Origin of the sequence: Alkalimonas mucilaginosa (assembly GCF_036327005.1) — a bacterium.
GTDB lineage: Bacteria > Pseudomonadota > Gammaproteobacteria > Enterobacterales > Alteromonadaceae > Alkalimonas > Alkalimonas mucilaginosa.
Genome location: NZ_JAUGZK010000003.1, coordinates 145,284 through 170,000 on the forward strand (window position 1 = coordinate 145,284; position 24,717 = coordinate 170,000).

At 49.9% G+C, this 24,717-nt stretch carries 17 protein-coding genes; 6 read left to right on the plus strand and 11 right to left on the minus strand.

The window, feature by feature from the left end:
- Positions 1-89 precede the first annotated feature (89 nt).
- The 3 genes from aroA to gyrA all read right to left on the minus strand — a co-directional run bounded on the left by aroA (position 90) and on the right by gyrA (position 5,143).
- The gene (gene aroA / locus QWF21_RS05130) at positions 90-1,370 is read right to left on the minus strand and encodes a 3-phosphoshikimate 1-carboxyvinyltransferase (RefSeq protein WP_330086976.1); all 1,281 of its coding nucleotides are present in this window, start codon (positions 1,368-1,370) and stop codon (positions 90-92) included.
- Positions 1,367-2,449, minus strand: a complete 1,083-nt coding sequence (gene serC, locus QWF21_RS05135) for a 3-phosphoserine/phosphohydroxythreonine transaminase (RefSeq protein ID WP_330086977.1) — start codon at positions 2,447-2,449, stop codon at positions 1,367-1,369. The genes aroA and serC overlap by 4 nt, the downstream gene beginning before the upstream one ends.
- A gap of 69 nt (positions 2,450-2,518) precedes the next feature.
- The gene (gene gyrA / locus QWF21_RS05140; RefSeq protein ID WP_330086978.1) at positions 2,519-5,143 is read right to left on the minus strand and encodes a DNA topoisomerase (ATP-hydrolyzing) subunit A; all 2,625 of its coding nucleotides are present in this window, start codon (positions 5,141-5,143) and stop codon (positions 2,519-2,521) included.
- A gap of 206 nt (positions 5,144-5,349) precedes the next feature.
- Here gyrA and ubiG point away from each other — a divergent pair, with 206 nt between their 5' ends.
- From ubiG to yfaE, 4 genes are all read left to right on the plus strand, one after another.
- Complete coding sequence (ubiG, locus tag QWF21_RS05145; protein WP_330086979.1) at positions 5,350-6,081, plus strand: bifunctional 2-polyprenyl-6-hydroxyphenol methylase/3-demethylubiquinol 3-O-methyltransferase UbiG; 732 nt, start codon at positions 5,350-5,352, stop codon at positions 6,079-6,081.
- A gap of 321 nt (positions 6,082-6,402) precedes the next feature.
- On the plus strand, positions 6,403-8,682 hold the full coding sequence (gene nrdA, locus QWF21_RS05150; RefSeq protein ID WP_330086980.1) for a class 1a ribonucleoside-diphosphate reductase subunit alpha: 2,280 nt from the start codon (positions 6,403-6,405) through the stop codon (positions 8,680-8,682).
- A 67-nt stretch (positions 8,683-8,749) separates the two neighbouring features.
- Complete coding sequence (gene nrdB, locus QWF21_RS05155; RefSeq protein ID WP_330086981.1) at positions 8,750-9,880, plus strand: class Ia ribonucleoside-diphosphate reductase subunit beta; 1,131 nt, start codon at positions 8,750-8,752, stop codon at positions 9,878-9,880.
- A gap of 11 nt (positions 9,881-9,891) precedes the next feature.
- Entirely contained in the window at positions 9,892-10,149 is a 258-nt protein-coding gene (gene yfaE / locus QWF21_RS05160) for a class I ribonucleotide reductase maintenance protein YfaE (RefSeq protein WP_330086982.1), read from the plus strand.
- Positions 10,150-10,156: 7 nt separating this feature from the next.
- Here yfaE and QWF21_RS05165 read toward each other — a convergent pair whose 3' ends face one another.
- The 5 genes from QWF21_RS05165 to QWF21_RS05185 all read right to left on the minus strand — a co-directional run bounded on the left by QWF21_RS05165 (position 10,157) and on the right by QWF21_RS05185 (position 14,958).
- Complete coding sequence (locus tag QWF21_RS05165; RefSeq protein WP_330086983.1) at positions 10,157-10,741, minus strand: YceI family protein; 585 nt, start codon at positions 10,739-10,741, stop codon at positions 10,157-10,159.
- A 134-nt stretch (positions 10,742-10,875) separates the two neighbouring features.
- Complete coding sequence (locus QWF21_RS05170; RefSeq protein WP_330086984.1) at positions 10,876-12,591, minus strand: bifunctional metallophosphatase/5'-nucleotidase; 1,716 nt, start codon at positions 12,589-12,591, stop codon at positions 10,876-10,878.
- Between the two features lie 130 nt (positions 12,592-12,721).
- Positions 12,722-13,639, minus strand: coding sequence for an oxygen-dependent tRNA uridine(34) hydroxylase TrhO (trhO, locus tag QWF21_RS05175; protein WP_330086985.1), 918 nt, complete (start codon positions 13,637-13,639; stop codon positions 12,722-12,724).
- A gap of 99 nt (positions 13,640-13,738) precedes the next feature.
- Positions 13,739-14,263, minus strand: a complete 525-nt coding sequence (locus QWF21_RS05180; protein ID WP_330086986.1) for a YaeQ family protein — start codon at positions 14,261-14,263, stop codon at positions 13,739-13,741.
- 62 nt (positions 14,264-14,325) lie between these two features.
- A complete protein-coding gene (locus QWF21_RS05185) occupies positions 14,326-14,958 on the minus strand; it encodes a LysE family translocator (RefSeq protein WP_330086987.1) in 633 nt (210 codons plus the stop codon).
- A gap of 240 nt (positions 14,959-15,198) precedes the next feature.
- Between QWF21_RS05185 and QWF21_RS05190 the strand changes: the two genes are divergently transcribed.
- Positions 15,199-17,652, plus strand: a complete 2,454-nt coding sequence (locus tag QWF21_RS05190; RefSeq protein WP_330086988.1) for a TonB-dependent receptor — start codon at positions 15,199-15,201, stop codon at positions 17,650-17,652.
- A gap of 42 nt (positions 17,653-17,694) precedes the next feature.
- On the opposite strand, the gene QWF21_RS05195 is transcribed toward QWF21_RS05190, so the two are convergent.
- Complete coding sequence (locus QWF21_RS05195) at positions 17,695-18,255, minus strand: GNAT family N-acetyltransferase (protein ID WP_330086989.1); 561 nt, start codon at positions 18,253-18,255, stop codon at positions 17,695-17,697.
- 220 nt (positions 18,256-18,475) lie between these two features.
- Here QWF21_RS05195 and QWF21_RS05200 point away from each other — a divergent pair, with 220 nt between their 5' ends.
- Positions 18,476-21,055 carry a TonB-dependent receptor plug domain-containing protein gene (locus QWF21_RS05200; protein WP_330086990.1) on the plus strand — a complete coding sequence of 860 codons (2,580 nt, stop codon included), beginning with the start codon at positions 18,476-18,478 and terminating at the stop codon, positions 21,053-21,055.
- Positions 21,056-21,108: 53 nt separating this feature from the next.
- Here the strand turns inward: QWF21_RS05200 and QWF21_RS05205 are convergent, their stop codons facing one another.
- On the minus strand, positions 21,109-21,489 hold the full coding sequence (locus tag QWF21_RS05205) for a hypothetical protein (RefSeq protein WP_330086991.1): 381 nt from the start codon (positions 21,487-21,489) through the stop codon (positions 21,109-21,111).
- A gap of 98 nt (positions 21,490-21,587) precedes the next feature.
- Positions 21,588-24,629 carry a D-2-hydroxyglutarate dehydrogenase YdiJ gene (ydiJ, locus tag QWF21_RS05210; protein ID WP_330086992.1) on the minus strand — a complete coding sequence of 1,014 codons (3,042 nt, stop codon included), beginning with the start codon at positions 24,627-24,629 and terminating at the stop codon, positions 21,588-21,590.
- Positions 24,630-24,717 lie beyond the last annotated feature (88 nt).

Sequence of the window (24,717 nt, forward strand, 5' to 3'; positions counted from 1 at the left end):
TTTCATGGCAAAAAGCCTGTGAAGTTTTTAAACAAAGCACTTGGGCCCTGGCATAAACCAAGGCCTAAGCATTTGAAATAATGAAATAACTAGCTTGAAAGCGATTGAAACAAACTAAAATAGTCTGGAAAGGTTTTGCGGGTGCATTCAGGATCTTCAATGGTAACCGGTGTATCGCTAAGTGCTACCAATGAAAAACACATCGCCATACGATGATCATCGTAGGTTGCGATGCTGGCATGCGTCAGACTGGTCGGTGGCGTGATTTTCAAATAATCCTGGCCTTCCTCTACCTCGGCACCGACTTTTCTGAGCTCAGTTGCCATAGCAGCCAACCGGTCTGTTTCTTTCACCCGCCAGTTGTACACATTGCGAATACAGGTCGGTCCTTTGGCAAACAAAGCAGTGGTGGCAATGGTCATGGCGGCATCCGGTATGGCATTAAAATCTTTATCGATGCCATGCAGCTGGTTACGCGTGACAGAAATAAAGTCATCACCCCACTGCACATCAGCGCCCATCTCAGCCAGCGCATCAGCAAAGTGAATATCACCTTGTACCGCATTTTTACCAATACCTGTTACGGTAATAGTACCACCACGAATAGCGGCGGCAGCCAGAAAATAAGACGCGGAAGAAGCATCGCCTTCCACCAGAATACTGCCCGGGCTTTGGTAATGCTGATTACCCCGCACCACAAAGCGCTGATAGTTGTCGTTATGAACGCTCACACCAAAACGCTGCATCAGTGCCAGCGTAATATCGATGTAGGGTTTTGATACCAGTTCACCAACAATCTCGATGCTGCTGTCGCCACTAAGCATGGGGGCTACCATCAATAAAGCGGTTAAAAACTGGCTGGAAATGCTGCCATTGACGCGCGCCAATCCACCTTGTAGTGCCTGTCCCCGGATAGTTAATGGCGGAAATCCAGGCTCTTTTTCGTAGTCAATATCCGCCTGCCATTGCTGCAAGGCGTCTACCAAATGCCCAATCGGCCGCTCGTACATGCGCGGCTCACCTTTAAGGTGTGCTGTGACATTAGAGGCAGCAAGAGCTGCTGTCAGTGGTCGCATGGCAGTCCCTGCATTGCCTAAAAAAAGCTCTACTGGTGTGCTCGCCTGAAAGAAACCACCCAAGCCATTAACCACACACTCGGTGCGATCCGAACTGAGTTGGTAGTTTACCCCCAGTGCTTGCAGTGCATTGAGCATATGACGTATGTCGTCACTATCCAGCAAATTGGTGATCCGGGTTTGCCCTTTTGCCAGCGCCGCCAGCAATAACACCCGGTTGGAAATACTTTTCGAGCCAGGCAAATGCACTGTGCCTTCGACCCGGCCAATGGGTTGCAATGTTAAGGTCTTCATCCATGGCTCCGTTCAAAGGCTTGCATAAAGGCGATCAAGGCTTCCACACCTGCCATCGGCATAGCATTGTAGATACTGGCGCGCATACCACCGACCAGGCGATGCCCTTTTAATGCCAACAAGCCATTCGCTTCAGCTTCTTTCACAAAGCGATCGTTCAGGCTGTCATCGGCCAGCAGAAAAGGCACGTTCATCCAGGAGCGATTGGCTGGGGCCACATCGTTGCGGTAAAAGGCGCTCTGATCGATAAACTGATACAAGCGCTCGGCTTTGGCCTGGTTGTGCCGGGCCATTGCCGCCACACCCCCCTGCTGTTTTAACCACTGAAACACCAGGCCGGCCAGGTACCAGGCAAAGGTGGGAGGGGTATTAAACATGCTGTCGTTACCGGCTGTCAGCGCATAATCCATAATGGAAGGAATGGCTTTGCCTTGCCCGCGCGCCAGTAAGTCCTCCCGCACAATAACCAGAGTCAGGCCAGACGGGCCTATGTTCTTTTGCGCCCCGGCATAGATCAAACCAAAGCGGCTGACATCAATCGGCCGGGATAAGATGGTGGAGGACAAATCGGCCACCAGCGGTACATCCGTGTGCGGCAGTTCGGTGAACTCCAGGCCATCGACCGTTTCATTCGGGCAAAAGTGCACATAATCGGCGGTTGGATCAATGTCCCAGTCCTTCGCAGCAACCAGGCTGCGCTGGCCATCCTGATTGCGGCGAATATCCAGGGTGCGGACCTTGCCAAATTTTTGCGCCTCTTCAACGGCTGCTTTGGACCAGGAGCCAGACACCACATAGTCTGCTTCGCCGTCTTTGCTCAGTAAATTTAACGGCACCGCAGAGAACTGGCCACGGCCACCACCATGCATGAAAAGTACTTTGTAACTATCCGGAATGGACAACAAATCACGTAAATCCTGCTCGGCTTTCGCTGCGATTGCCATAAAGGATTTACTGCGATGGCTTACTTCCATCACAGAGCAGCCATGCTGCTGCCAGTTAATTAATTCAGCTTGCGCTTGTTGCATTACCTCGACCGGCAACATAGCCGGACCGGCACAAAAATTATAGGTGGTCATGCTGTGTTCTTACTCCACACTCTGCACTGTAAACAGAAACGAGCGCTGCTGCGCTCGTTCATTTGAGTGTTATACCTGTTCGTTATCCGCCGCTTGGTCCGGCGTTGTGCCTGTATCAGCACTGTCTTCGGCTACCTCAGCTTCATCAGTGGGTAACTCTTGCTCTTCAATTTCATCGATGCGCTGCACCCCTACCACAGACTCATCGTCTGAGGTGCGGATCAGGATCACGCCCTGGGTATTACGACCGACCTCCGACACTTCCTGCACCCGGGTACGAACCAGCGTGCCTTTGTTGGAGATCAGCATAATCTCATCGGACTCATTCACCTGTACGGCACCAACCACCAGACCGTTGCGCTCCGATACTTTGATCGAGACCACGCCCTGGGTTGCCCGACTCTTCGCCGGGTATTCTTCCAGCGCGGTTCGTTTTCCGTAGCCGTTCTCGGTCACCGTCAGTACAGCCCCTTCACCGTGCGGGATGATCAAGGAGACCACAGAGCCATTTTCACGCAGCTTGATACCGCGAACACCGGTGGCGGTACGACCCATGGCACGGACCTGGCCTTCATCAAAGCGCACCACTTTGCCATCGTCTGAGAACAGCATAATCTCGCTGTTGCCATCGGTCAGGCCGACACCAATCAGCTGATCACCTTCATTGAGGTTCACCGCAATGATGCCGTTGCTGCGAGGCCGTGAGTAATCGGTCAATGGGGTTTTCTTCACCGTACCTTTGGCGGTGGCCATAAAGACAAACTTGCCTTCTTCGTACTCGCGTACCGGCAGAATGGCTGTAATACGCTCTTCCGCTTCCAACGGCAGTATATTGACGATTGGTTTGCCGCGCGAGATGCGGCTGGCTTGTGGCAACTGGTATACTTTTAACCAGTACAGACGACCCCGGTCTGAGAAGCACAAAATAGTATCGTGGGTGCTGGCCACCAGCAGTTGATCGACGAAGTCTTCGTCTTTCACTTTGGTTGCTGCTTTACCTTTACCACCACGGCGCTGCGCTTCGTAATCCGTCAGCGGCTGATACTTGGCGTAGCCAAGGTGCGACAAGGTAACCACCACGTCTTCTTCGGTGATCAAATCTTCTAAGTTGATGTCCAGTTCGTTTTCTAAGATTTCGGTGCGGCGGGCATCACCATACTGCTCTTTGGCGGCTTGCAACTCTTCGCAAATTACTTCCATCAAGCGCTCTGAACTGGCCAGAATATGCAGTAGCTCGGCAATCAGCTCCAGCAGATCCTTATATTCTGCCAGAATCTTCTCGTGTTCCAGGCCGGTAAGCTTGTGCAGGCGTAGATCCAAAATAGCCTGGGCTTGTTGCTCGGTCAGGTAGTAATGGCCATCACGAATACCGAAATGATCTTCCAGCCACTCTGGCCGGGCTGCATCCTGCCCGGCCCGCTCCAACATGGCACTGACACTGCCCAGCTGCCAGCTGCGCTCCGTCAGGCCAATTTTCGCCTCTGCCGGGCTGTTGGAGGTTTTAATCAGCTCGATGATTTCATCGATGTTGGCCAGCGCTATCGCCAGGCCTTCCAAGATATGTGCCCGGTCGCGTGCCTTACGTAAGTCATAGACAGTGCGGCGGGTCACTACTTCACGGCGGTGCAGTACAAAGCATTCCAGCATCTGCTTTAAGCCGAGGATCTTCGGCTGGCCCTGATCCAGTGCCACCATATTGATACCAAATACGGTTTGCATCTGGGTATTGGTATACAGGTGATTCAGCATCACGTCGCTGGACTCGCCACGCTTGAGCTCAATCACAATGCGCATACCGTCTTTATCGGACTCATCGCGCAGCGCAGAAATGCCTTCAATGCGTTTTTCTTTCACCAGCTCGGCGATTTTCTCAATCAAACGCGCTTTATTTACCTGATACGGCAGCTCATTAACGATAATGGTTTCGCGGCCGGTTTTTTCATCGGTTTCAATTTCGGTGCGGGCACGGATGTAAATTTTACCCCGGCCAGTACGGTAGGCTTCTTCGATGCCCTTACGGCCATTGATAATCGCAGCCGTTGGGAAGTCAGGCCCTGGGATCAATTGCATCAGTTCAGGAATGCTGATTTCAGGGTTAGCGATTAACGCCAGGCAGGCATCAATCACTTCAGTTAAGTTGTGCGGCGGAATATTGGTCGCCATACCAACGGCAATGCCTGAGGAGCCATTGATCAGCAGGTTTGGTAACCGGGTTGGTAAAACGCCAGGGATTTGCTCGGTGCCATCGTAGTTCGGCACAAAATCGACGGTTTCTTTATCGAGATCGGCCAAAAGCTCATGGGCAATACGCGCCATCCGCACTTCGGTGTAACGCATGGCTGCCGCGGAGTCACCATCAATGGAACCAAAGTTGCCCTGACCGTCAACCAGCATGTAACGCAATGAGAACGGCTGAGCCATCCGGACAATGGTGTCGTACACAGCACTGTCACCATGTGGATGGTATTTACCAATGACGTCACCGACCACACGGGCAGATTTTTTATAGGCCTTGTTCCAGTCATTGCCCAGTTCTTTCATCGCAAAAAGAACTCGGCGATGCACAGGCTTGAGGCCATCCCGGACATCCGGCAGCGCACGGCCGACGATGACGCTCATGGCGTAGTCCAGGTAGGAATTTTTTAGTTCGTCTTCAATATTGATGGGAACGATTTCTTTTGCCAGCTCAGTCATATTCGCGCTTTTTCCCTTAAATCATGGAGATAACCCGCATTTATCGCAGTTCTTAGTTGCGGGGCAACGTCGGATTCTACCACATAAAATCGCAGTTGCCATGGCCGATCGGTGCTGTTGTTCGAAAAGTAAACCGAAGCCGGTCTGCCACTTGCAGTGGTGCCGCTGCGCCCTATAATAGCGAAAACTTTTTGGAGACTCCCCTGATGGCCGATATCCCTACCCAACCCTTGGCTGACAATGTAGATGCCGCTGAAATTGCCAAGTTTAATGACATCGCCTCTCGCTGGTGGGATCCTGATGGTGAGTTTAAACCCCTGCACCTGCTTAACCCCACGCGGCTGGGTTACATCAGTGATCAACTGGGCGGCTTGTTTGGTAAAGCGGTGATTGATGTGGGCTGTGGCGGCGGTATTCTGGCGGAAAGCATGGCCCGGGCCGGCGCTAACGTCACCGGCATTGATATGGCCGATGAAGCTTTGATGGTAGCACGGCTGCACGCGCTCGAAGCTGGCGTTGCTGTTGATTACCAGCAATCTACCGCAGAGCACTTTGCACTAAAAGCAGCTGGCCAGTTTGAGCTGGTAACTTGTATGGAAATGCTGGAGCATGTCCCCGAGCCAGCGTCTGTGGTGCAAGCTTGTGCGGATTTAGTGGCGCCAGGTGGTACTGTGGTGTTCTCTACCATCAATAAAAGCTGGAAAGCTTACGCCATGGCGATTGTCGGCGCGGAATATCTGCTGCGACTGGTACCACGTGGTACCCATGAATACGCCAAGTTTATTCGCCCTTCGCAACTGATGCGCTATGCCGAGCAAGCCGGTCTCACCATTACCGCAGCGACTGGCCTGCATTTCAATCCGCTGAGCAACACTTTTAAAGTAGGGCCTGGGCTGGATGTGAATTACTTTGTGGTGGCGAAAAAAGCATTGAATTGATGCTTATTTAACTGGTCAGACTGGCGGATAAAAATAGTTTTTTTCAACGAAAAAGAGCTTGCATTTCAGCAAAGCCTGACCGGCGCTGGCCTTGCTGGCTGCAGTAAAAAAGCATTAGCAAACCCCATACCAAAACTATGGTTTTTTCTGACTTGCAAATCGGGTAAATCCACACTATCTTGTGATCCAGTTCGCCGTTATCCCTATATGTTGTGTATTGAAGCAGCAATTAGGGTCGAAAAAATAATCAAGCAATCAGCACTGCCTGGTCTGACGGCGACATCAATTTAAATGGACGCAACAAAAAGTGGGTACTACAGCATGACGACATTGTATGTTACGAAGCGTGATGGCGGTCGGGAGCCGTTGGATTTAGATAAAATTCACCGTGTCATCACCTGGGCTGCCGAAGGGCTGCAAAGTGTGTCAGTTTCTCAAGTTGAGCTTAAGTCACACATCCAATTTTACGATGGCATCAAAACTGAAGATATTCACGAAACCATTATCAAAGCTGCCGCTGATCTAATTTCAAAGAGCACACCGGATTATCAGTACCTGGCCGCTCGGCTGGCGGTCTTCCACTTGCGTAAAAAAGCCTATGGCCGTTTTGAGCCGCCGGCTTTGTACGACCATGTAGTACGGATGGTGGAAAACAGTCGCTACGATGCGCACTTGCTGCAGGATTACAGCAAAGCTGAATTGGAGCAATTGGATAGTTTTATCGATCATGGCCGCGATCTGAACTTCAGTTACGCCGCTGTGAAACAACTGGAAGGCAAATATCTGGTGCAAAACCGGGTCACCGGCCAGATCTTTGAAAGTGCACAGTTCCTGTACATGTTGGTGGCTGCCTGTCTGTTTGCCAATTACCCGAAAGAAACCCGTTTAGGTTATGTGCGTCGTTTTTACGATGCCATCTCCTTGTTTAAATTATCCTTGCCTACGCCTATTATGGCAGGTGTGCGTACTCCTACCCGTCAGTTTAGTTCCTGCGTACTGATCGAGTGTGGTGATAGCCTCGACTCCATTAATGCCACCTCCAGTGCCATTGTTAAATACGTCAGTCAACGTGCTGGTATTGGCATCAATGCTGGCCGCATCCGCGCTCTGGGCAGCCCTATCCGGCATGGTGAAGCTTTTCATACCGGTTGTATCCCGTTTTACAAACATTTCCAGACTGCTGTCAAAAGCTGCTCGCAAGGCGGTGTGCGTGGCGGTGCTGCCACCTTGTTCTTCCCGTTGTGGCACCTGGAAGTAGAGTCTTTACTGGTACTGAAAAATAATCGTGGCGTGGAAGAAAACCGGGTCCGTCACCTTGATTATGGGGTGCAGTTTAACCGCCTGATGTATCAGCGCCTGATCAAAGATGAAAGCATTACCTTGTTCAGCCCATCCGATGTGCCAGGCTTGTACGATGCCTTCTTTGAAGATCAGGAAAAGTTTGAACAGCTGTATGTGCAGTATGAAGCCGATGACAGCATCCGTAAAAAGCGCATTAAAGCGGTGGAACTCTTCACCCTCTTTATGCAGGAGCGAGCCAGCACCGGCCGTATTTACCTGCAAAACGTGGATCATTGCAACACCCACAGCCCCTTTGATCCGAAAGTGGCACCAGTACGTCAGAGTAACCTGTGTCTGGAAATTGCGCTGCCTACCAAGCCGCTGCGTGATGTTAATGACGAAGAAGGTGAAATTGCGCTTTGTACCCTGTCCGCGTTTAACCTGGGCGCTCTGGAGAGCCTGGACGAACTGGAAGAATTATCGGATCTCATTGTACGGGCTCTGGACAGCCTGCTTGATTATCAGGACTACCCCATTCCGGCAGCCCGAAATGCTACTATGGGCCGTCGTACCTTGGGTGTGGGCGTGATCAATTACGCCTATTACCTGGCGAAGAATGGCGTGCGTTACTCCGATGGCTCGGCCAATGGCCTTACTCACCGTACCTTTGAAGCCATTCAGTATTACTTGCTGAAGGCCTCGATGCAGTTGGCAAAAGAATTTGGTCCTTGTCCAAAGTTCAACGAGACCACCTACTCGCAAGGCATTATGCCGATTGACAGCTACAAAAAAGATTTGGATAAAGTCTGCACAGAAGCTTTGCAACTGGACTGGGATCGGTTGCGTCAGGATGTGATGGCCTTTGGTTTGCGGAATTCCACGCTATCAGCGCTAATGCCATCAGAGACCTCGTCACAGATTTCCAATGCCACCAATGGCATTGAACCTCCACGGGGGCATGTCAGTGTCAAAGCCAGTAAAGACGGTATTCTAAAACAGGTCGTGCCTGAGTACGAACGGTTAAAAGCTCAGTACGAGCTGTTGTGGGATATGCCCAACAACGATGGCTACCTGGCCCTGGTCGGTATTATGCAGAAGTTTGTTGATCAAACCATTTCTGCCAATACCAATTACGATCCAAACCGTTTCGACGGTGGCCGGGTCCCGATGAAGCTGTTGCTAAAAGATTTGCTAACCGCTTACAAGCTTGGAGTAAAAACCCTGTACTACCACAACACCCGTGATGGTGCCTCGGATATGCAGGAAGACATGCCAGAAGCTGAAGACGATGACTGCGCCGGCGGCGCCTGCAAGATTTAACTGCCATAGCGGGCTCTTTTCAGAGCCCGTTTTTCGGTTCATTGTGTAATAGGAAGAGAATCACGCCATGGCGTACACCACTTTTAATCGTGAAATTAACGATCAAATGAAAGAGCCGATGTTCTTCGGCAACCCGGTCAATGTTTCCCGTTACGATCAGCAAAAATACCCGATTTTTGAAAAGCTGATTGAAAAGCAATTGTCTTTTTTCTGGCGTCCGGAAGAAGTTGATGTCAGCAAAGATCGCATCGACTTCCAAAACCTGCCAGAGCATGAAAAGCATATATTCCTGAGCAACCTGAAGTATCAAACCTTGCTGGACTCAGTACAAGGCCGCTCACCGAATGTAGCGCTACTGCCTTTGGTGTCCTTGCCAGAGCTGGAAACCTGGATCGAAACCTGGGCCTTTAGCGAAACCATTCACAGTCGCAGTTACACCCACATAGTGCGCAACATCTCCTCCGAGCCACACAAAGTGTTTGATGACATTATGCTCAATCAAAACATTATGGAGCGGGCGGAAGATGTTACGCGTTACTACGATGATTTGATTGAATCCTTTAGTTTGTACAATCTCTGCGGCAGCGGAACCCATAACGTCAATGGCGTCAGCAAAAGTGTCAGTTTGCGTGATTTGAAAAAGAAACTTTATCTATGCCTGATGTCGGTCAATGTGCTGGAAGCTATCCGTTTCTATGTTAGTTTTGCCTGCAGTTTTGCTTTCGCTGAGCGCGAGCTGATGGAAGGCAATGCCAAAATCATTAAACTGATTGCCCGCGATGAAGCCCTGCATCTGACCGGTACTCAGCATATGCTCAACATTATTGCTGCCGGTGAAGACGACCCGGAAATGGGTGAGATCGCCAAAGAGTGCGAGCAAGACGCCATCGCTATTTTCAAAAAAGCCGCTGAACAGGAAAAAGCCTGGGCCGCCTATTTGTTCAAAGATGGTTCCATGATCGGACTGAACAAAGATATTCTGTGCCAGTACGTTGAATACATTACCAACAATCGGATGCAGGCTATTGGCTTAAAACCGATTTACAGCACCAACCAAAACCCTATTCCCTGGATTAATGCCTGGCTGGTGTCTGACAACGTTCAGGTCGCGCCACAGGAAGCGGAAATCAGTTCCTACCTGGTAGGACAAATTGATAATCAGGTGGACTCGGGTGACTTTGGTGACTTCGATCTCTGATCTGACTCACCATGCCTAAAGTGCAGGTGAACAACTCAGACACCGAGTTGGAATACGACAACCAGGACAATCTATTGACTGTGCTGGAGCAAGCGAAGTTTAGCGTGCACTATCAGTGCCGCGAGGGCTACTGTGGAGCCTGCCGTTGCCGCTTGGTCAGCGGTGATATCAAGTACTTACAGGAGCCGCTTGCTTTTGTGCGGCAGGGTGAGTTCTTACCCTGCTGCAGTATTCCAATCAGCGATATTACGATCGAGCTTCCCGACTAGAACCGCTTTATTGACGGATCCCTTCCACCGTTAAATCCAGATAGACATGGGTTGCTGCTGGCCCTAAATCGTAATTGATGCCAAAATCTTTTAAGGCAAATTTAGTGGTACCGGCAAAGCCTGCGCGATAGCCGCCCCAGGGATCAGTGCCCTCACCCATTTTCTCTGCATCAATCACCACTACTTTCGTGATGCCATTCAAGGTTAATTCACCATGAACTTCAAGCCGGCCATTCTCAGTCGCTTTAATCTGTTGGCTCCGAAAATGCGCTTGCGGGTGAGCTTCGACATTTAAAAAATCAGCACTACGCAGATGTTGATCACGTTCCTGATGATTACTATCAATGCTGTTGGTATCAATCGTCAGAGCGATATGGGCACTGCTAAGATCGTTGGCATCGTAATGGAAGCTGCCTTCAAATTGATTAAATCGACCATACAACCAGCTATAACCCAGGTGATTCACCCGAAACTGAATAAAAGCATGAGCTCCTTCAGTATCGATTTGATAGTCGGCGGCTTGAGTGGTAGCTGACAGAAGGCTGGTTGTGGCTCCTAGCAGGATAGCAGAGCTAAATAAGGCTACTTTCATAAAATTCTCCGTGATTAAAAAACTCAAAACAAGCTTAGCCTACGGAAAAATAGATAAATAGCACAAAAATAAACAGATTTAATTCTAAAAAATCGCATGATAAGCCATCAAATGACTCATCATGCAGTGGTCGCTTAGGGCAGAATGATACGCTGAGTGCTATGCAGACTAGGATCAGGCCGGCTCAGTAACTGCTGTTCACGGGCAAAATCAATAAAAGCCTGAGCATAATTGATGTAGGTATCCTGATAACGCTCCGCAGCCATCACTTTGCCAAAAGTGGCCCAGCCATCCTGGCCGGACGCTATAAAACTGTTGGTCACGACGATGTAGCTTTCATCCATATTCAGAGGCTGCCACTCCCCATGACGCTGCACTTCCAGAGCGCTAACCCGCTGGTTCACCGGCTTGGTCAGATCGACAGAAAAGCGGATGCCGGCACCATGTGGGTAACCTCCAGACGAGGCCCCCGGGGTGATTGAGTAATCAATGGCTTCTTCCAACACCTGCTTAATCTCATGGCCATGCATGTGCAGGTGGATCAGGGTATTGGAAAACGGCAACAACTGATACACCTGGGCGATACTTAGCTCACCGGCAGGCAGATCGGTACGCACACCGCCAGCATTTTGCAGCGCAATATCAGCATGGCGGCTTTGATTCAGAAATGCCTTACTGACCACATAATGCAAGTCGGACTGCGTGGCATCGCCACAACTGGCTTCACGGGCTTCCCCCGGATCCATCCGGCATAAGCGCTCTGGTACATAGGCAATGCGCTGTGCGGATAACTCGACGATACGGGTGCTATAGCCTTCCAGCAGTTGCTGCAATGTTGGCTCTGGTGCCACCAGGCTAAGTACATCCGAGCCCGCGATGTAATCCAGTACTTTGGCTCGCTCTGCACCAGTTAACAGCTCGCCATTGCGGTTAAAGTTATCCCCAATCAATAAATGTGGCCGCCCTTCACAGCGCTCGACTGCATCACCTTTAAAGTGCACCAGCAGTTCACCGACGACCTGAGCATAATCCTTGCCTTGCACAATGCACACCGGAGCGCCGTCAAGGTTGGTTACCACGGTTGGGTATTCGCCATCGGCCGTTAAGCCAACCTGAGCAAAATCCCCCAATAAACTGTGCGAGTCACCGCCCACAATCACATCCACACCTGGCAAACGCTGTGCCAGCAGAATGTCATTGACATAGCCATAGTGTGTTAACAACACAATCTTACCAATGCCCCGCTGCTGCAACTTATCGATGTAATAACGGGCGGTTTCCAGCTCATCCAAAAAAGCAGTACTTGGCAGCGGCTGAGACGATTGCCGGGTCTTTTTGGCGATGGTCAGGCCAATGATTGCGACCTGATGTCCGCCAATCTCATGGATCACATAAGGCTGAAACAACTCCCAATCATGATTTGGAGCCAACGGTGTTCCTACTTCCGGCCGGATATTGGCAGATAACACCGGCGTTTGGCACTGCTCGTCGTGAAGGTTGCGGATAAAGGTTGCCAAATGAGCATCACCATCATCAAACTCATGGTTGCCTATGGTAAAGGCATCAAAGCAAATTTCACGCATAAGATGCGCATCGGCATCGCCCTGGAATAAACTGTAATAAAGATCACCGGTAATGGCATCACCAGCATGCAATGTCAATAAATCAGGATGGCGCTGCTGCAGTTGGGCAATTTTGCTGGCCACCCGCGGAAAACCGCCCACTTCAACATCGATAAAGTCACCGGCAATGCGTAGTGAAATTTGCTGTTTAGCAGCCAGGTTGGAGTGATGATCATTAATGTGGGCAATGGCTAAAGTTAAATCGGAACTAACTTGTGTTTCAGACATCCTTGTCTGGCTGCAACCAGACAAAGCTACTAAAAGTGAACATCCAAGCAGAGTAAGGTGTCGCATAAAACCCTCAGAACAATAAAAGCCAGCTAAGCTGGCTTTTATGACAAAAAAAAAGACAGCTGAATTATGGCTCAAGTTTACCATCACGGATATGTTTTTCACCCCGTTGTTTTGCCAGCTGAACCTGTTTTTGTCGCTCGGCAAAAGATGCTCTTTGCTCTGCAGTGGTTTTGTCATGGCAATGCGGGCAACTTAAGCCTTTGATGTAATACTCCGATTGCATGTCTTGCTCTGAGAGTGGCATCCGACAAGCATAACATTGATCGTAACTCCCCTGCTCCAAGCCATGCTTCACCGCAACACGCTGATCAAAGACAAAGCATTCCCCTTGCCACAGGCTTTGCTCAGGTGGCACTTCTTCCAGATACTTCAGAATGCCACCATCCAGGTGATAAACTTCTTCAAAGCCCTGCTCTTTCAAATAAGCCGTGGATTTCTCGCAGCGGATCCCACCGGTACAAAACATCGCAACTTTCTTATGTTGAGCAGGATCCAGGTGGCTAGCTGCCCACTCAGGAAACTCGCGAAACGAGGTGGTATTTGGGTTCACAGCATTTTGGAAAGTGCCAATAGCCACTTCGTAATCGTTGCGGGTATCTATCACGATGGTATCCGGGTCACTGATCAACCGATTCCAATCGTCACCTTTGACGTAAGTGCCGACAATATGCTTCGGGTCAACACCTGGCACTCCCATGGTGACGATTTCTTTTTTCAGCTTCACCTTGGTACGGTAAAACGCTGGCTCATCGGCAAAAGACTCTTTGTAACTTAAACCATCAAAGCGTCCTTCAGCCGCCAACCAGCTTCGGACTGCATCAATGCCGGCTCTGGAGCCACAGATGGTACCGTTAATCCCCTCTTCGGCCAGCAACAAAGTACCTTTTACCTGGTTCTCTACCAGTAATTGATACACTTTGTCTCTGAGTTGCTGATAATCGGGTAAATGAACAAATTTATAAAGTGCGGCTACAACGTACATAAACAACCTTCTTTGCCAGTCTGGATCGCAAATCCAGCGCAAGTTTAACGAGGGCCGGCATTATAGCTATTTTTAGCGCTGGGGAAAAGAAAGTAAGGGTTAATGCGGGTGTTGACACTGTACGGATAGTTCCAGATGCTGCGTGCCATCGGTCAGTAAAATGGCGTCGTCTTCACGCCAGACACTAAGCTCCATATGAGGTTTAAGCATAGTGCACAACTGCTGCAACTGCTCGGGTTGAAACACGCAGCTACTCCACTTCGCTGAATATGGCATGTTGTGCAATTGCCGTTGCTCATCCGGATCAAGAAAAAGCACCACCTGATCGGCTAAATGACAGGCCCGGCGTAGATGCTTTTCCTCCAACAGCTCAACACTGGCCCATAGTTGAAAATGCTGCTGTTCATCCAGCAAAAAGAGGTCGGGATCTTTGCCGCTGCGATGCAAGCCAGCCATCACGGCCTTACTTTCATACAAACACAACCAGGCCAGGACCCTGCGGGCAAAGTGCTCGGCAGGCTCCTCCGGATAAGGCGCTAAATAGTGGCGCTGCTGCGCAAAGTGATGGTGCTCTGCGCAGCTGTAATTCAGATCCAATTTGATGACCTTGGCACTCATCAACATGGTGTTTTCCTCGATAGCAAAAACAGGCCTTTACTAGTTTGTCGGTCATTCTGGTTAGAAGTTTAGACCAGGCTCCAAATAAGATGCAAAGCAAGTGCCAACAAAAGTGTACCCATCACCCGATCGAACCAGTAGCCTTTCAGCAGTAAAAAACCACGGACCCTGGCTTGAGTTAACAAAAAAGATAGCAAACAAAACCATAAAGCAGTAGCAATGGCCATATAACCGCCGTAAACCAGCTTAAAACTAAACGGTGTTTCGGGTGAAATGACTACCGCAAATAAAGACAGGAAGAACAAGGTTGCCTTGGGATTTAAGCCATTGGTAATAAAACCAGTCAACAATGCTTTTCGGCCGCTTAACCGCTCAGCGACTTGCTCTTTGGCAACCGCCTGTACTACATCCGGCGCTCTGCTGCGGATAGCTTGCTGGCCCAGGTAAGCAAGATAAAGTGCAGCCAGCACACTGAAAGCCATGTACAGCCAGGGCGTGGTTTGGATCAATAAACCTATCCCCACCAACGAATAGGTGACATGCAGTAAAATAGCCAAACCAATACCACAGCTGGCAGCTAACGCCGCCTGTTTGCCATAACGAACCGCATAGCGTAGCACTATGGCAAAATCCGGGCCCGGGCTGGCGACAGCCATCAGGTGGACTCCGGCAATCAATGCAAACTCAGACCAAAAACTCATCAATCAGACACCATCTTAAACAAGAGCTGCATTGTACGCTGATGGATCCATGCAATTCAAATCAAAGCCTTTCGCTTGCTATCACAGTATTGCGAACACACCCGGCTGCTTTGGCCGTGAAAATAGTGGTGTTCATCCAGTTTCTGACCAGCATCGTTGCAACAGACTTGATGCAACGAAGGAAAACTGTAAAATGTTATAACATCACAAGCTCTTCATCGATTGAAAGAAGGAAATCCGATGCGCAATTCGAAGTCGTTTCTCAAACCATCTGCCCTGGCTATTCTCATCGCCTGCTCATTTTCAGCACAGGCGATGGCCACTCAGCAAATTCGTGGCACTGTGCTCAATGCTCAGGGCGAGCCGGTAAAAAATGCCCGCATCCATGTGCATGGCCGCCAGCAATACATTTATACCGATGCCAATGGTAACTTTCAGTTGCATGCGCCCGCCAATGCGGAGCTGCACATCACCGCTCCGGGCTTTGATGGCAAGTATCTGCAAGTATCTGATCCGACAAGTGTACAAGCTATTACCTTGCAGCCAGGTGGCCAGATCGAGCGCATGATAGTTTCTGCTTCCGGGATCCATAAATACAACCTGGATATGGCCACCCCAGTCACCGTGCTATCGGGTGAGCAACTATCCCGTCGTACTGAACCTACCATTGGTGAAACCCTGAAGAAACAGCCAGGTGTCCATGCCAACTACTTTGGCCCTGTGGCATCCAGCCCCGTTATTCGCGGCTTGGATGGCCCCCGGGTGCGCATTTTGAACAACGGCCTGGATACCGGTGACGTGTCCCGTATAGGGCCGGATCACGCTATCATGGCCGATGCTCTGACTACAGAGCAAATTGAAGTGCTGCGTGGCCCTGCCACCCTGCTGTATGGTAGCGGTGCCATTGGTGGTGTAGTGAATGTGGTGGATAACCGCATTCCCCGCCAGTTACGGCCTCAGTCCGACACTGTGGTCGAAACCCGCTACAACAGCGTTTCCGATGAGAAAACCATTGCACTGAATCATGATGGTAGCCATAACCAGGTTGCCTGGCATCTGGACGGGCTGCATCGCAATGCCGACGACTACAAAGTGCCACACTTTACCAACAGCGATGGTGAACACGAAAATGAAATCGACAACAGCTGGCTGGAAACCAGCAGTCTGAATGCTGGCTTAAGTTATATTGGTAGCCGGGGGTTGATTGGTTTTCATGCTGGCCGGACTGAGTCTGAATATGGCATTCCGGGGCACGATCATGCCCATGGCCATGACGATCATGATGACCATGATCACAGCCATGGTCACGACCACGGACATAATCATGGTGGACACGATGATGATGTCTTTGCCAAAGCCCGGCAGAACCGTTTTAACCTGGCTGGTGAGTATTACGATCCCTTTGCCGGTATTGAGACCATCGCTTTTAACCTGGGCTACACCGATTACGAGCACAGCGAAATTGAAGATGGCCATGTTGCCACTTTCTTTGGCAGCAAAACTCTGGAATCCCGCATCACGCTGGAGCATGAACCTTTGGCAGGTTGGCATGGCATTTTCGGCTACCACTTGCTGCGCAATGATTACACAGCCTCTGGCGAAGAAGCTTTTACGCCAGATACAGAAACGACCAGCCATGCCTTTTTTATGCTGGAAGAAAAGCGTTTTGGAGATCTGACCCTGCAACTGGGCGGTCGGTTAGAGCGGGTTAAATACCATGCTGATGGCATTGAATTTGGCCATCACGAGCATGACCACAGTCATGGCCACGAGCACGACCATGGCCATAGTGATGGACACGAGCATGTTGAAGCCCGTTTTACCGCCTATAGTGCATCAGCTGGCCTGGTTTGGGAATTCCAGCCAGGTTTCTCCTGGGCTTTTGCTGCCAGCCGTTCCGAGCGGGCTCCCAGTGCTGCCGAGCTTTATGCCAATGGCGCTCATTTGGCAACAGGTACTTATGAATTAGGCCTGGCCTACCGCCTGGACCACCACGATGGTGATATCGAACCAAACCGTGATCGCTTCCAAAAAGAAATCGCCAATAACTTCGATCTGACGTTCCGTAAGTTTGATGGCAACCTGAGCTTAACTTATAACTTTTTTTACAACCGGGTAAATAATTACATTTACCTTGCCAATACCGGCCTGGACATCGATGATTTAGGTGGTCACGATCATGGACATGACCACAGTCATGGCCACGACCATGATCATAGCCATGATGGACACAGCGATCATAGTTTCCCGGTACTGCAATACCGTCAGGACGATGCAGTACTCTATGGCTTTGAGTTTGAGCTGGGTTACTATCTGGATCAGATGCAATCCGTCCACTTATTTGCTGATCAGGTGCGGGCCAAAGTTCGCGGTGGTGACGACTTACCTCGCATACCGCCGATGAAGCTGGGCGCAGAGTACCGCTATCAGGCGCAAAACTGGAGTGGTGAAGTTGGCTTAACCCGTTACGCCAGGCAAAACCGGGTCAGCCCGCTGGAAAACCGCACTGCCGGCTATACCCTACTGGATGCTACCTTTAACTATTACTTTGATGTAAGCGATGTGGAAATGACCGCCTTTGTCCGCGGGACCAACCTGACCAACCGCTTGGGCTTCGTACACAGCTCTTTTATCAAAGACGATGCTCCTTTGCCGGGCCGTGCCATTACCCTGGGCCTGCGCGCCAGGTTCTAAACTCTGCCCCCTGAAAAACGGCCTGTTACTCAGGCCGTTTTTTTATTCGAATTCCAGCACCATTTCTGCGGCGGTGCAGTGACATTCCCTGCCACAGACCGGGCAATCGTAGCCAGTACTTTGCAACGATAAACTGAGCCATTTATCCTGATGCACCCGAAGTAAACGCCCGCCAGCACGAGTAAAATAACGTACAGCGCTGTTACCGGGGCTTTGCATCCAGAGATGAGCTAACCCTGCTTTTGCACCTTGTTGTTGCAGTACTTGCACCGAAGCAAGCAACAATTGAGTTCCGATCCCCTTTCCTTGCATCTCTGGAACCACCGCAACGGATTTAAAGTAAGCCATTTTATCTGTTGTCACAGGCCAGAGAGACTCACTGCACCACTGGTCCGGCTGCCATTGTCCGGCAGCAAAACTTAAACGGTACCCAACCAATTGGGCCTCATGATAAGCGACAAAACTGGCATTTAAGCCAGCAGCCAGGCCACATTGAATGTAATGCTGTAGCTTGGTGGTATTCAGGTAGCCGTCACCATGCACCTGATTTGCCAGCGTCAGCAGTGCCGGCGCATCCAAAGCTTTGTAGGGCCGAATAATCATGCACTCACCACTTGTAAATACAACTTAGACATCCGCTTAGTAGACTTTAGTCGATCTTGTCCCGAAACAAGCAATATCCATACCTAAGATGGGTAAGAATAGACGAATAGCATTAATAATGGGATGGACAAGGGGAACTTAATCACCTATGTTGAATTCGGGAAGAATAACAATAAGCCCAAAGTAGTATAAATTATAATAGAAACCAGGAAGAACAACTATGCAAACAAAGAATTATAGTCGTTTATCGACCTGTATTCGCTGTGCCATTGCCGGTGTCACCACACTGGCTCTGACAGCGCCTGTGTGGGCAAACACAGAGGAACAGACCCAAGCTGCAGCACAAGAGCGTGTCGAGCGTATTGCTGTGGTAGGTAGCCGCTCGGCGCCTCGCTCGGTGGCTGATTCACCGGTACCGGTAGATATCATCGGTGGTGATGAACTAATGAAAAGTGGCAGCACCGATATGCTGAATATGATGACAGCCACAGTGCCTTCGATGAACGTACACTCACACCCTATCAGTGATGCTGCCACCTTAATCCGCCCCTTGAATCTTCGTGGTTTGTCTTCAGATAGCACCCTGATTCTGGTCAATGGCAAGCGACGTCATCGCTCTGCCGTCATCACCATGTTAGGTGGTGGCTTAAACGATGGTGCACAGGGGCCGGATATTTCCGCCATTCCAGGTGCAGCCATCAAACAAGTTGAAATTCTGCGCGATGGTGCTGCAGCTCAATATGGTTCCGATGCCATTGCCGGTGTAGTCAACTTTGTGCTGAATGACCGCGATGAAGGCGGTCACATCGAAGTTCGTCGTGGCGAGTTTTACGCTGGGGATGGTACCAGCAATGAAATCAATGCCAATATTGGTCTGCCATTAACTGATGCTGGCTTTTTTAATATCAGTGCTCAGTACAAAGCATCCGATGCAACCAGTCGTAGCACCCAGCACGCAGGTGCTGTGAACCAGGTAGCCTATGGCAACCCCAATATTTCCATCGATCAACCGGTTCAGGTATGGGGCTCACCTAAAATCAGCGATGACATTGCCATTTTTGCTAATGCCGGTTTAGATCTTGGTAATGGCAGAGAGGCTTACTTGTTTGGCAATTACTCTGAACGTGATGTTATGGGTGGTTTTTACTTTCGCGATCCCTACACCCGAAACCAGGTTTTTTCAAATGACGGTGGTCAAACACTGATTGTAGCGAACACAGATTTCAGTCAAGGGGACTGCCCAGTTGTTTCGTTAGCCGATCCAACCTTTTCTGTTGTCAATGCACAAGTGCAAGCCTTACCCGCACATTGTTTTACGTTTTTTTCCTGGTTTCCAGGCGGTTTTACCCCAAGTTTTGGCGGTAATATTACCGATACCTCCCTGGTGGGCGGAACCAAAGGTGAATTTCAGTCTGGTTTCTTAGCTGGCACCATGTACGACTTCAGTGCCACTGTGGGGCGCAGTGAAGCCGGCTTTAAAATTATCAATACAGTTAACTCAACCTTAGGGCCTGATTCCCCTACTGAATTCGACCCAGGTCGTTACATCCAATTGGAAAAGCACTTTAACGCTGATTTTTACCGTTTTGTACCAGTAGGCTTGTACGAAGATTTGGCGGTTGCTGGTGGTTTGCAATGGTCTGAAGAGAGTTTCGAGATTGTTGCCGGCGAAACGGCCTCATGGGAAGTCGGCCCTTATGTTGAGCAAGGCCTCGACTTCATTGGCTCCAACGGTTATCCCGGTTTTAGCCCAGATGCAGCAGGTGTTTTTGTAAGGCGTCATTGGGCAGCTTATCTGGATGTGGAAGCTGAGGTCACTGAGCATCTGTTGGCTGGCTTTGCATTACGCCATGAAGATTATGAAACCTTTGGCACCACCACAAATTTCAAACTGACTGGCCAATACCGACTGACCGATGACTTTGCCATCCGCGCATCGACCAGCACAGGTTTCCGGGCACCAACTGTTGGACAGGCCAATATCAGTACTTTCAGAACCGCTACTGATGATGCAGGCAATCTGGTCGATATTGCCTTGCTGGCACCTAGTAACCCGGTTGCTCAACTGTATGGAGCAACCGAGTTAACACCAGAGACATCCAAAAGTTATACTTTAGGCTTGGTATACTCTGGTAATAGCTTCTTTATGACGGCAGATGCCTACCGCATTGATATTGATGATCGTCTCAGCCAATCGGATACCATCAATATAGATGATACTGAGCGTCAACGGTTGCGTGATCTTGGCTTTAAAGGGGTTGAAGGGCTTTCACAATTAAACTTCTATACCAATGACTTCTCAACCCGAACCACCGGCTTAGACATCGTCATGAATTATGGTACAGCACTCTTGAGTGGGCGCTCAACCTTCAGCCTGGCCTACAACTGGAATAAAACTGAAGTGACTCGCTTTTCCGATATAACCGGTGCTTTTAAAGTATCGCGACTGGAAAAAGATTTGCCAAAACAGCGCGCCACACTAACCTGGAGCCAAGAGTGGAATGACATTTCGATGTTTTTGCGCTCTAACTACTATGGCAGCTACCAGGGTGTTCATTTTGATACCATTGCCAAGCAGGCATCCTCCAAAGTCACCTTTGATTTGGAAGTAAACTATGCCATCAATGATGCATTTTCTGTAGCTGTTGGTGCGCAAAACCTGTTCGACACCAAGCCAGAGCGTGTGGACTATACAGATACTGGTTTCCCGCAGGATTTCCTTGGTGGTAAGTACTATGAAACCTCCCCCATGGGCATCAATGGCGGCTTTTGGTACTTGCGTGGTCGTTATAGTTTCTGATTGCTGATTTTCTTAATAACAAAAAGCCTCTGCGGAGGCTTTTTTTAATGCCATTAAACACTGATGTCAATGGTAGTACCGGTTGCTTCACCAAAGATATTGATGCTTGGCCGCTCTGTTGGCACTTGTTGCTGGCTATCATCGGCTGTTTCTGACGGCAGCGAAATCCCACGGAATTGCTGATCGAGCCGCTCAAACAGCTCGGTAGGCGGCAAACTGGCGCGCACCAGATTCGCACGACTTTGCGCCTGGCCAGACTCCAACTGCAACTCGCGGGCAGTTTGCGCCATTTCGCGGGCTTCTTTGCGCTTTTCATCCGCTTGCGATTTTAGCTGCTCAGCTTCGCGCTCAGCCTGGTCGGCAATGCGCAGCGCCATTTGTTGCTTTAATTCAGCAAAAGCAGCAGAACTGACATTGTTGGCAGCATTGATCATAAAGCCCCCTTCTTGACACAGCGAGCACAGGCTGTTTCATCGTGGACTTCTTAAGTATACTGCAGAACCATTTTTTGTACAAAAAACCAGCAAGCACTTTAACTCAAGGCATGCAACAGTTGCTGCAGCGGATGCTTGGGCTTATCCCCAACCAGTCGTTTTACCTGACTACGGCAGGAAAAACCTGTCACCAGAATACGCTCCGTGCCATAGTGCTCCACCGGCGACTGCCAGCTCATGGCAAAGAGTGCTTTGCTGTGCTCCAGGTTCTGCCGTTCATGGCCATAAGTTCCAGCCATGCCACAACAGCCTACACTGACCGCTTTGAGCGTCAAACCTGCTTTGGCAAAGATCTGTTGCCAGTTTTTCTCGCTGGCTGGCAATGCTGTTTTCTCGGTGCAGTGCGCCAGCAATGCAAAGTCACCACCACCAGTGGTCTTGGGCAGATCCTGACTTGCTAACCACTCATGAAATAAGGCTACTTCGTAGTCACCACGCTTATCACCCAGCAATTTGCGGTACTCATCACGGTACACCAGCACCAGAGATGCATCCAGCCCCAGCATCGGAACCTGGTACTGATGCAGTTGCTGTAAAAAATGCGATGCTTTGCTGGCGGTTTTGACAAAATCACGCAGAAAGCCTTTCACATGCTGTGGCTTGCCATTGGGTAAAAATGGCAATAGCATCGGTTTTTTACCCAGCTTTTCCAACAGTTTTAGCGCATCTTCAACCAGTTCAGCTTCATAAAAGCTGGTAAAGGGATCCTGCACCAGCAACACCATTTGCTGACGCTCAGCATCGGTTGCCTGGGCCAGTGTTGCTAGATCAAACCGATACCGCTGTTGAACCCGCTCAGCCAGTGTTGGCATAGACAGTAAAGGCGTATCAACATAGCCAAGCGTATGACCAAGCAGCCGCTGTAACCAGGATTGTTGCAGGCAGAAATTGACTACCCGGGGCATTTTTGCGAGCAGCGGTGCTGTGCGCTCAATATTGCCAACAACATAGTCTTTCGCCGGCCTTAGATAACGGCTGTGGTACAGCTGCAAAAACCGGGCGCGGAACGAAGGCACATCCACATTGATAGGGCATTGGCTGGCACAAGCTTTACAGGCCAAACAACCCTCCATCGCTTCTTTTACTTCGTGAGAGAAATCCTGCTCGCCTTGTTTGTGTGCCCAGCTGTTGCGGATACGCTGCCAAAAACCGCCAAACCCAGCTCCTTCAGTTTGTAACCGCTGCTCTACCGCCAGTACATCCACCCCTTGATGCTCAGCGAGGCGCAGCCACTCGCGCATTAAGCCGGCTCTGCCTTTCGGGCTATGACGGCGGTCTTTGGTTATTTTACTGGATGGACACATGGGGGAGTTGGCTTCGTAGTTAAAACACAAGCCATTGCCGTTGCAGTTCAGACTGCTGTCAAAACTCTGTTTTACCTGCAACGGGATTTGCTTATCAAACCATGCACGCTTTACACCATCCACACTGACCAAAGCATCAGCACTTTGATAAGGTGTACAAATTTTGCCTGGATTTACCCTGTTGTACGGGTCAAAGACGGCTTTGATTTTCCGTAACTCGGTAAAGAGTTCCTCACCAAAGAATTCAGGACCATACTCACTGCGATAGCCTTTCCCATGCTCTCCCCACATCAAACCACCGTATTTAGCCGTTAGGGCTACCACCTGGTCGGAAATGGTGCGCATCAGCCTTTCCTGCTCAGGATCGCACAGATCGAGTGCCGGCCGCACATGCAACACGCCGGCATCCACATGGCCAAACATGCCGTAATGTAAGCCATGGCTATCCAGCAACTGACGAAACTCCATAATAAAGTCTGCCAGTTTCTCGGGCGGAACTGCCGTATCTTCAGCAAAGGCAATGGGTTTTTGTGTTCCCTTAGTATTGCCCAATAAACCAACGGCTTTTTTACGCATGGCATAAATATGGCCAATCGCCGCTGTATCGTACGTAAGTTGATAACCAATAATGCCATGCTGGCGCTTGGCAATTGCCTCATCCAACCGGGCAGTCAAATCAGCAATTTTTTGCTCGATATCGGCTTGGTCTTCGCTGTTGTACTCCACCATATTCAGACCTTGCATTTGCAGGCCTGGCACATCGGTGATCAACGCTTGTACCTGTTGCCAGATGATATCATTGCGGGCCAGATCCAGCACTTTGCTGTCGACTGTTTCAACCGAGGTAGCTTGCGCAGCTACCAGAAAAGGTGCATTACGCAACGCACTCTCAAAGCTATCGTACTTGATATTAACCAAGCATTTATGGCGGGCAATAGGCGTAATCGACAGTTTGGCTTCGGTCACAAAGCCCAGCGATCCTTCCGAACCGGTAATTAGCCTGGACAAATCAAATTCAGTTAAATCATCATTGAACACATGCTCTAAATCATAGCCGGTTAAAAAGCGGTTTAATCGCGGAAAGGTTTGCAGGATCTGCGGTCGGAAATTACGGCAACTTTGTAATACCTGGCGATAAATTTGACCTATAGAGCCAGCTTGCTGCGCTTTGACTTCAGCCTCTGCCACTGACTCTTTCTCAGTTTTCAGTACCGTTGCGTCCATTAATACGGTCGTAAGCGAAAGCGTATGATCGCTGGTCTTGCCGTAGACCAAAGAACCTTGACCGGAGGCATCGGTATTGATCATACCACCGATGGTGGCACGGTTTGAGGTGGATAAATCCGGTGCAAAGAAAAAACCATAGGGTTTTAAGAAAGCATTCAGCTGATCTTTAATCACACCGCTTTGCACCCGCACCCAACGCTGCTCGGTATTAATTTCCAAAATACCACGCATATGCCGTGATAGGTCCACCACCAGATGCTCGGTCAGTGATTGCCCGTTGGTGCCGGTGCCACCGCCGCGAGGGCTGAACTTTAAATGCCGAAAACTGGAGGTTTGTGCCAAACTGGTTAGCAACACCACATCATCCTGGTGCTTTGGCAGTAGCACTGCTTGCGGCAATGCCTGATAAACGCTGTTATCGGTGGCTACCGCCAGGCGGCTACCATAACTTGTTTCAATATCGCCAGCAAAACCGGCTGTTCGTAAGGCTTGGCAAAATGCCAGAACACTGGCATCCAGAGCAGCATCAGGGGCGAGACTTGGGATCATGATGATTGCGTTATTTGGTCCGACAGAGGGCGATAGTATACCATCATCTGCCGGTATTTATTAACACTTGAAACGCTGCAATCAGCCT

Coding starts and splice junctions, on each gene's coding strand:
- QWF21_RS05185 (WP_330086987.1), bottom strand. CDS start 14,958: ATGAGTTTTTGGTCTGAGTTTGCATTGATTGCCGGAGTCCACCTGATG.
- trhO (WP_330086985.1), bottom strand. CDS start 13,639: ATGTACGTTGTAGCCGCACTTTATAAATTTGTTCATTTACCCGATTAT.
- QWF21_RS05200 (WP_330086990.1), top strand. CDS start 18,476: ATGCAAACAAAGAATTATAGTCGTTTATCGACCTGTATTCGCTGTGCC.
- ubiG (WP_330086979.1), top strand. CDS start 5,350: ATGGCCGATATCCCTACCCAACCCTTGGCTGACAATGTAGATGCCGCT.
- QWF21_RS05190 (WP_330086988.1), top strand. CDS start 15,199: ATGCGCAATTCGAAGTCGTTTCTCAAACCATCTGCCCTGGCTATTCTC.
- QWF21_RS05170 (WP_330086984.1), bottom strand. CDS start 12,591: ATGTCTGAAACACAAGTTAGTTCCGATTTAACTTTAGCCATTGCCCAC.
- nrdA (WP_330086980.1), top strand. CDS start 6,403: ATGACGACATTGTATGTTACGAAGCGTGATGGCGGTCGGGAGCCGTTG.
- nrdB (WP_330086981.1), top strand. CDS start 8,750: ATGGCGTACACCACTTTTAATCGTGAAATTAACGATCAAATGAAAGAG.
- QWF21_RS05195 (WP_330086989.1), bottom strand. CDS start 18,255: ATGATTATTCGGCCCTACAAAGCTTTGGATGCGCCGGCACTGCTGACG.
- QWF21_RS05180 (WP_330086986.1), bottom strand. CDS start 14,263: ATGTTGATGAGTGCCAAGGTCATCAAATTGGATCTGAATTACAGCTGC.
- gyrA (WP_330086978.1), bottom strand. CDS start 5,143: ATGACTGAGCTGGCAAAAGAAATCGTTCCCATCAATATTGAAGACGAA.
- serC (WP_330086977.1), bottom strand. CDS start 2,449: ATGACCACCTATAATTTTTGTGCCGGTCCGGCTATGTTGCCGGTCGAG.
- QWF21_RS05205 (WP_330086991.1), bottom strand. CDS start 21,489: ATGATCAATGCTGCCAACAATGTCAGTTCTGCTGCTTTTGCTGAATTA.
- QWF21_RS05165 (WP_330086983.1), bottom strand. CDS start 10,741: ATGAAAGTAGCCTTATTTAGCTCTGCTATCCTGCTAGGAGCCACAACC.
- aroA (WP_330086976.1), bottom strand. CDS start 1,370: ATGAAGACCTTAACATTGCAACCCATTGGCCGGGTCGAAGGCACAGTG.
- ydiJ (WP_330086992.1), bottom strand. CDS start 24,629: ATGATCCCAAGTCTCGCCCCTGATGCTGCTCTGGATGCCAGTGTTCTG.
- yfaE (WP_330086982.1), top strand. CDS start 9,892: ATGCCTAAAGTGCAGGTGAACAACTCAGACACCGAGTTGGAATACGAC.